At 31.6% G+C, this 9,766-nt stretch carries 2 protein-coding genes; both read left to right on the forward strand.

Going from position 1 to position 9,766, the window contains the following annotated elements; all coding sequences use genetic code 11:
- Positions 1-7: 7 nt before the first annotated feature.
- A complete protein-coding gene (locus ACYP5M_RS26425) occupies positions 8-5,731 on the forward strand; it encodes an amino acid adenylation domain-containing protein (RefSeq protein ID WP_459735725.1) in 5,724 nt (1,907 codons plus the stop codon).
- 129 nt (positions 5,732-5,860) lie between these two features.
- Positions 5,861-9,697 (forward strand): amino acid adenylation domain-containing protein, encoded by a 3,837-nt coding sequence (locus ACYP5M_RS26430; protein ID WP_459735726.1) that lies wholly within the window; start codon positions 5,861-5,863, stop codon positions 9,695-9,697.
- Positions 9,698-9,766 lie beyond the last annotated feature (69 nt).

Consider the following 9,766-nt stretch of genomic DNA (forward strand, 5'->3'; position numbering starts at 1 on the left):
GCTGCAATTGGCAAGTATATCATTTGATGTATTCACAGGGGATTTATGCAGAAGCATATTAACCGGGGGCACCATGTATATATGTCCAAGTGATATAAGAATAAATATGGAGGAGTTATATCAAACAATTAAGAAAAACCACATCAATATATTTGAATCCACGCCAAGTTTAGTCTTCACACTGATGGACTATGTGGATGAAAACGAATTGCCCTTAGAGAGCTTGAAGTTATTAATATTGGGATCAGATAGTTGTGCGATAGAAGATTATAAAAGGTTAGTGGGGAAATATGGACAAACGATGAGGGTCCTCAATAGCTACGGTGTAACAGAAGCTACTATTGATTCTAGTTATTATGAAGAAAAAATAGAGAATATACCAGCAAATTTAGTGAATACACCAATAGGGAAGCCATTGCATAATACTAAATTTTATATCTTGAATAAAGCCTGTGAACTTCAGCCCATAGGTGTCATCGGCGAACTTTATATAGGTGGTGCAGGAGTATCAAGAGGTTATTATAACAGATTGGAGCTAACGGCTGAGAAATTTGTGGATAACCCATTTGCCAAAGGAACAACACTGTATAAAACAGGAGATTTAGCAAGATGGCTGCCTGATGGAAACATCGAGTTTCTGGGAAGAATCGATAACCAGATTAAAATAAGAGGCTTTAGAATTGAACTTGGAGAAATCGAAAATCGATTATTACAGCATGAACATATTAAAGAAGCCGTAGTCCTAGCAAAAGAAATAAAAGAAACTGAAAAATACCTATGTGGGTATGTCGTAAGTGACAAAGAGATTCAGGACTTGAACTTAAGCAGTTATTTAATGGAGCGTTTACCAAAGTATATGATTCCGGCTTACTTTGTGCAGATGGAAGAAATGCCGTTAACTCCGAATGGAAAGCTGGATAGAAAAGCGCTTCCAGAACCGAACTTAGAAGCAATGACAAATGAATATGAAGCACCAAGAAATGAAGTAGAAGAAGCTTTGGCAAGGGTCTGGAGTGAAGTATTAAAAGTAGGAAAAGTAGGAATAAATGATAACTTTTTTGACCTTGGAGGTCATTCGTTAAAAGCAACGATATTAGCAGGCAGAATTCGTAAAGAGTTGAATGTAGATGTGCCTCTGAAAGAAATATTTAGTCTAGGAAACATAAAAGGTCTTAGCGAATATATCTTTACTAATAGTAAGAAACAATACGAAGAAATAGAAAAAGTGGAAGAAAAAGAATATTATGAAGCATCCTCAGCACAAAAAAGAATGTACATGTTGCAAGAGTTTGATAGAGATAGTATTGCCTATAATATGCCTGGAATTTTAGAGATAACAGGTAAACTGGATATAAATCGATTAAATGAAGCATTTGCAAAATTAATTGATAGACATGAAACATTAAGGACAAGTTTTTATGCTATAGAAGAAAAGATTGTGCAAAAAGGTCATGTAGCAGAAGAGATAAAATTTGAAATAGAAAAAGTAAATGCTCAAAGTGAAGAGGAAATAAATGTAAAGGTCAAGGAGTTCATAAAGCCATTTGACTTAGAGAAGGCCCCGTTACTAAGAGTTTCTCTGCTAAGTCTAGAGAAAGACAGACATATTCTGCTGTTTGATATGCATCACATCATATCAGACGGAGTTTCCGTGAGCATATTAGCAAAAGAATTTAGCAAGTTATATGCCGGGGAAGGTTTAGAAGAACTTAAAGTGCAATATAAGGATTATTCAGCATGGCAATTGAAGAAAAGAGAAAGTGAAGAGTTTAGGAAACAGGAAGAATATTGGCTCAAGGAATTTAGTGAAGAGCTGCCAGTATTAAATTTACCTACGGACTACACTAGACCAAAAGTGAAAGATTTTGGCGGAGAAAGTATCAGATTTGTTCTCGATAAGGAAATAACAGAAAAGTTAAAATCGATTGCTAAAGAAAACGGCAGTACTCTGTACATGATTTTATTAGCTAACATTAATATTTTACTATCTAGATATAGTGGTCAAGAAGATATTGTAGTTGGAAGCGTAATAGCTGGGAGAAACCATAGAGACTTAGAAAACATAATTGGTATGTTTGTAAATACGTTAGCCATAAAAACGTACGTAGATAGTGAGTTAAATTTTATAGAATATTTGGAATCCGTAAGAGAAAAGACATTAAGTGCATATGAAAACCAAGACTATCAATTTGAAGAATTAGTTGAAAGGGCAGTTGTAAGTAGAGAATTAAATAGAAATCCAATCTTTGATGTGATGTTTGTGCTACAAAACACGGAAGAAGAAAGGCTAGAAGCAGAGGATTTAACTTTTAAGCCTTATCATACAAGTTATGATGTGGAAAAGTTCGATATAACAATTAATGCAGTAGAGGAAAATGATGAGATTAACTTTCATTTAAGTTATGCAACTAGCCTATATAAGCATGAAACGATAGAAAGAATGGTAAGTCATTTCGTAAATATCGTAAAAGAAATCACAAAAAATGCGGAGATTACACTTAAGGATATTGAAATACTAAGCAAAGGTGAGAAGCATAAGCTCTTGACAGAGTTTAATGATACGGCAGCAGATTATCCAAGAAACAATACGATTCACGAACTTTTTGAAGAACAAGTAAAAAGGACACCAAATCATATTGCCGTGGTATTTGAGGATAAGAAACTAACATATAGAGAACTTAATGAAAGATCTAATTCTTTGGCAAGAGTTCTAAGAAAAAAAGGTGTAGGTCCAGATGTTATTGTTGGAATCATATCAGAACGTTCGGTTGAAGTAATAGTAGGTATAATAGCTATATTAAAGGCGGGTGGAGCCTATTTACCGATAGATTTTGACTATCCACAAAATAGAATAAAATATATGATTGAAAACAGTAATGCCAAAATCCTATTAACCCAAATTGATGAAAAAAAATGTAAAGACTTTGGATGCGAAGTAATGGATTTAAGCAATGAGAGCTTATTCAGCGAGGATAATAAAGACATCGATAACATAAATTCTAGTAATCATCTAGCTTATGTTATCTATACTTCGGGAACTACTGGAATACCAAAAGGAGTAGAAGTTATTCAAAGAAATGTAGTAAGACTTGTTAAAAATACTAACTATATAGAGATTAAGGATCATGATAGGATCCTTCAAACAGGTTCAATAGCTTTTGATGCATCCACTTTTGAAATTTGGGGAGCGCTATTAAATGGGGCAGCTTTACATTTGGCGGATAAAGAAATGATATTGAATACCACTCAATTAGAACAGTATTTAACAAATAACAGAATAACGATCCTATGGTTAACATCTGCTTTATTTAATAAGTTAGTGGAAGATAATAACCACTTATTTAAGTATCTAAAATACTTATTAGTAGGTGGCGATGTCGTTTCCTTAAAACACGTCATGAAGGTAAAGAAACAATCAAAAAATATTAAAGTGATTAATGGATATGGCCCAACCGAAAATACAACATTTTCCACATTCTATGAAATAAATGATGCAACTAATATATTACCGATTGGGAAGCCGATAGCAAATTCAACTGCTTATATTTTAGATAATAATAATAAATTAGTTCCAATTGGCGTGCCCGGAGAATTATGTGTAGGTGGAGATGGGTTGGCTAGAGGTTACTTAAATAATGAAGCATTAACGAAAGCAAAATTTGTTAAGAATCCATATAAGTCTGGAGAAAAACTGTATAGAACGGGTGATTTAACAAGATGGTTACCGGACGGTAATATAGAATTTTTAGGAAGGATAGACCAGCAAGTTAAAATTAGAGGCTTTAGAATCGAGCTTGAAGGAATACAAAATAGATTATCAGAAATAGAGGGGATAGAAGGAGCAGTCGTATTAGATAAAGGGGAAGCTGAAAATAAGTATTTATGTGCTTATTATGTGGCAGAAAAAGAGTATAGTGCAGCCCAATTAAGAGAAGCCCTAAAAAACAATTTACCAGACTATATGATACCGTCATACTTTATAAAATTAAAGGAGTTACCTTTAACATCCAATGGTAAAGTAGACAGGAGGTCTTTTCCAGAACCAGAAGGAGAAATCATCAATACAGGAACAGAATATGAAGCTCCAAGAAATGAATTGGAAAGGCAATTGGTAACCATATGGGGAAATGTTCTGGGATTAAATCATATAGGAATTAATGATGATTTCTTTGTATTAGGGGGTCACTCTTTAATAGCAACAAAATTAGTTGGCAGAATTCATAAGGAGTTACATGTACAAGTCCCATTAAAAGAAATTTTTCGTTTCAGAAATATAAAAGGGCTTAGTGAATATATAGTAGCTGCTAGTAAAGAAGAATATCAGTCTATAGGTTTATCTGAGAAAAGGGATTATTATGAAATTTCGTCAGCACAAAAGAGAATGTATATTTTACAAGAATTTGATAAAGACAGCATAGCTTATAATATTCCAATGGCCTTAGAAATCACTGGTGATTTTGAATTAGAAAGAATGTACGGTATATTTTTGGAGTTAATGATTAGGCATGAAACGTTAAGAACCACCTTCCATACGAAAAATGGGGAAATAGTACAACAAATTCATAGCATCGAAGAGATTCAGTTCAACATTGTTAAAACGGACCTTAGTGATGTAGAGGAAGAAATTAGAGAGAGTCAATTACGAGAGAAAATAAACGAATTTGTAAAACCATTTGATTTGGAGAAGCTTCCATTATTTAGAGTATCAGTTATCCAATTAGAAAAAAGCAAATATTTAATGTTGCTGGATCTGCATCATATTATTTCAGATGGCACTTCGATGGCAATCCTAACAAAAGAATTTGGTGACTTATATGCAAATAAAAAATTAGAAGACTTAAGGATTCAATATAAAGATTATGCTACATGGCAGCTAAATTGCAGAAAGACAATAGAGTATAAAAGGCAAGAAGAGTATTGGTTAAAAGAGTTTAGTGGTACCATACCTCAATTAAACTTGCCTACCGTCGAGCATGCCGGACCTGAGAGCAATTATTTTAATGGGGATAGTATCCAATTTATTTTGGATAAAGAAACAACACATAACCTAATGGAGGTTGCCAAAGAAACAGGAATTACGTTATATATGATTCTGTTAGCCAATATCAATATATTGTTATCAAAGTATAGTGGACAAGAGGATATCATCGTCGGAACACCAATAGCTGGTAGAAATCATAGAGATTTAGAAAACTTAGTTGGAATGTTTGTAAACACCTTGGTGATCAGAACAATGGTGAAAGATGAATTAAGCTTTAAGGACTATTTGAAAATGGTGAAAGAAAAGACATTAAAAGCTTATGAAAACCAAGATTATCAATTTGAAGAACTAGTTAATCAGGTTGGTGCCAGACGTTCGTTAAATAAAAATCCAATATTTGATGTTATGTTTATCCTGCAAAATTTTGAAGAGAGCAGAATTAAACTAGATAATATAACGTTAAAACCATATAACCTAGATGTCTTTGAAAATACAGAAAAGTTCGATCTAACGATAGAGGCTTTTCAAAGTGATGATGAAATTCACTTGAAAGTAAGTTATTTAACTAGTTTATATGATCAACAAACGATGGAAAGAATCGTTCAATTACTGCAGAATTTAATAAAAGTAACAAGTAATAATTCAGACAAAATAATAGGAGATATAGAATTATGGACTAAAGAAGAGAAAAGCATCTATGAAGAGAAAATGAACTATTACAATACAAACGAATATGACTTTTCATTTTGAACTTTCTGGATATTTAAAGTATTTTAAAAGATTTGGTAAGTAATGTGGGGCTAATTGTAAAAAAGCTAATCCTATACTTGAAATGATTATTTTTGCAGAGTAAAAACCAGGAAGGGGATGATTCCTTTGATGAATGAGAAAGTGAAAGAAAAAGCATATTGGAGCAAAATTATAGGGGAAGAATCTGATAAGGTGAACTTCAAGAAAGACTTTTATGGGGATAAAGGGAATAAAAAACAGGTTGAATGGAAATTAGGTCCAGAAAAAGCTGGGTTTTTATCAAAGGTCTGTCAGCATGATGACATGCTTATTCATATGTTTATCCTTACAGTACTTAAAATCGCCATAACGAAATATTCCCAAAGTACAAAATTTTTTATTGGAATTCCACAATATATTAAATCAAGTGATATAGATAGTAATAATCCATTTATCGTTTTGCATAACAATATGAATCTAGAAAATTCATTTAAAGAAGAACTTATGAAATCAAAAAAACAAATGTTAGAAGCTTATGCATATCAATTTTTTGATATGCACGAGCTTTACATCAAAAATTATATTCATCATAAGGTGAATGTATATTGTTGTATGAAGAATATGCATAGCACTAGTCAGATAGATAATATTTTTAGTTTAAAGGAAAATGAGCTTACTTTAGTGATAGATAAAAAGAATAACGATATGAAGTTAACGTTTCATTACTCGGATCGATCCTTGTCCTATGATGTTCATATCATTACAAGTATTTTTACGAATGTGTTAAATGATATTTTGAAAAATTCATCTATAAAGCTAAAAGAAATAGAAATAGTAAGTAATGAAGAAAAGAATAAACTATTAGTTGAGTTCAATAATACAAAAGTAAAATATTCTGATAATAAAACGATACAGCAATTGTTTGAAGAACAAGCTGAAAAAACTCCTAATAATATAGCGGTATCGTTTGAAGGGGAGAAAGTAAAGTATAAAGAACTTAATCAAAAAGCGAATGCATTAGCGCGAGTGCTAAAAGAAAAGGGAGTTGGCCCAGATGTAATAGTTGGGGTCATGACAAATCGGTCAATAGAAATGGTTATCGGAATGATAGCCGTACTAAAAGCGGATGGTGCATATTTACCAATCGACCCGAAATATCCACAAAAACGAATAGAATATATGATGAAAAACAGTGGAGTTAACATATTATTAACACAGAGTAGTTTATTATCGATGTGTGATTATGGTTGCGAAGTAATAGATTTGAATAATGAAAGGTTATATCAAAAAGAAAATAGCAATCTTAACAGAGTATCAAATCATAAAAATCTAGCATACGTCATCTATACTTCTGGTACAACTGGCAATCCTAAAGGGGTTGCTGTAGAACATAAGGGAATCATAAATTTAACCAATACATTTAAAAAAGATTTTCGGATCCATTCCAATAAGAAAATCTTACAATTTGCTAGTATATCATTTGATGCATTTGCTTGGGAATTATCTATGAGTCTTTTATTAGGAGCAGAATTACTTATAACAACCGAAGAAATCATTATGAATCCAATGAAATTAAGTCAATACATAAAGGATCATGAGGTCAATATCTTAACAGTGCCGCCATTTATAGCCAATGAGTTAGATTTAGACGATTCTAAAGTCGAATTGATCATAACAGCTGGAAGTGATGCAAAGAAGAATATGGTTGGCAAACTTTCTCAAAAAAATAGATATATTAATGCTTATGGACCTACAGAAAGTACTATTTGTGCAACCATGTGGGAGTGTGAAAATGAAGAAATTAACACGATCCCAATAGGAAAACCCATAAGTAATACAAAGGTTTATATCGTTGATAAGTATCATAATTTGCTGCCAATTGGTGTAGCAGGGGAGTTATGCATAAGTGGAGATGGAATTGCAAGAGGGTACTTAGCTAACAAAGAGTTAACAGATCAAAAATTTGTAAATAACCCATTTGAATTAGGAAAGAAAATGTACAAAACAGGAGATTTAGCCAGATGGTTGCCAGATGGTAATATCGAGTTTTTAGGAAGAATAGACCATCAAGTTAAAATAAGAGGTTTCAGAATAGAACTTCCAGAGATAGAAAATCAATTGTTAGAAATCGTAGGGGTAAAAGATGCAATTGTATTAGATAAAGGAGATTATGAGAGTAAGTATTTATGTGCTTATTATGTATCAGAAAAAACGTACAATGTAAATGAATTAAGAGAAGAGCTTAAAAAATATTTGCCTGATTATATGATCCCCTCGTACTTTATAAAACTAAGTGAAATGCCTTTAACAACCAATGGGAAAATTGATAGAAAGGCATTACTAGAACCAAATACTGAGATTAATACAGGGGCAGTATATGAAGAACCAAGAAATGAAATTGAAAAAGTATTAGTAAAAGTATGGGAGCAAGTGTTAGGAGTTAACAGAATAAGTATTAATGATAATTATTTTAGTTTAGGTGGGAACTCACTAATTGCTATCAAGATCGCTGCAATACTTCAAGAAGAAAACATAACTATTGCACTTAGCGATATATTTATGTATCAAGATATAAAAAGTATTTGTAATCATTACGTTGCACAACATAACAATCGTGAGCAAAGTTATGAATCAGATATGACTGAGGAATGTATTAGTGAGGCAGATATACAAGAATTTGTAGAATTAACAAGAAATAAAGTAAACGCAGAATATTATGAGTTTACGGAAAAAATAATAAATAAAAACGTCATTAATAAATACAAACTTGCAGAAATACAAAAAATGAGTAAAAAAATAGGTTTGACAAAGTCAGGAACAAAAATTGAATTTAATTTCGAGGTAGATAGATCAAGATTAGAAAGTGCAGTAAGTTCTTTAATAAATCGAGAGGACATGCTAAGGGCGGCAGTAGTAGAAAAACAATCTGAGATGTATTTATACGAATACGATACGATCGAAAATGTAAAATTGCCATATCTGGATTTAAGCAAAATAGAGAAAGAGAAAAGAACATTTATATTAAAGGAAGTAATAAAAGATATAAGTATTAAAGTCCATGAAAATAGTAATTATACAAAAAACAAAATTTACTATGCGTTTATTTTAGTTAAACATGCAAGTAATAGGTCTGTTTTATATATGATCGTAAATCATTTAATATTTGATGGTATGAGCTCAGAAATAGTAAAGAATTTAATAGTTAAAGAGTATATGAACGATGGTAGCAACAGACCAAGTGATTCTAAAGCCACTTATTTGGATTATATCAATCAAATGAAAAAAGGCCCTCAAGAGATTACTGAAGAAGAGATAATAAAGGAATTTAATCTTGATAAGTTTGTAGAAGCTTCTAATATTTATCATGAAAAGTTAGCTGAAATAAATCATAAATTAGTTTTTAAACAACTTGAATTTGAGGTGCCAAACGAGATTTTAAATAATCAGGATCAAATGTGGGAATTTGCTTTTGAGAAATTTATTGAAGTTTATAGAAAAAATTTAGATATCGTGAATTTGCCAATAAGCATTTTAAACATGGGAAGAAGGTTTGGAGAAAGAAATTACTTCACAGTAATTGGAGAGTTTTTAGATATAGTTCCATACATCTGTACAATGGGTGATGGCAACTTTAAAAAAATTAGCAGCATGATAAATTTAGCAAGTGAAAAGAATATCAATTTTATAACGATTCTGAAGGATATCGAAGTAGCGCAAAAGTATAAAAAAGTAAGTGGAATATTAAACCAATCTAAATTGCTAGACTTTGATATACCAATATTTAATTATTTGGGAGTATATGATGCTGATTATAAAATAACACAATTATTTCAACCAAGTGATGATACAAAGCATCCTAAAGAAGATAAAACCCAAAGAGGAGCTAATTGCTATATAAGCGAGAATAAATTAATCATGTTTATCGAAGTATTAGAAGATAAACCTGGTAATAAAGTATTGGAAAATTCGAATTTACAGCTAGTTTAATAACCATATAATAAACGTCATTCTACTATTTTTAAGGGGAACAGTAATCATGTGGAAGAAGAAAATTAG

Source organism: Peribacillus sp. N1 (assembly GCF_054600815.1).

Coding starts and splice junctions, on each gene's coding strand:
- ACYP5M_RS26430 (WP_459735726.1), top strand. CDS start 5,861: ATGAATGAGAAAGTGAAAGAAAAAGCATATTGGAGCAAAATTATAGGG.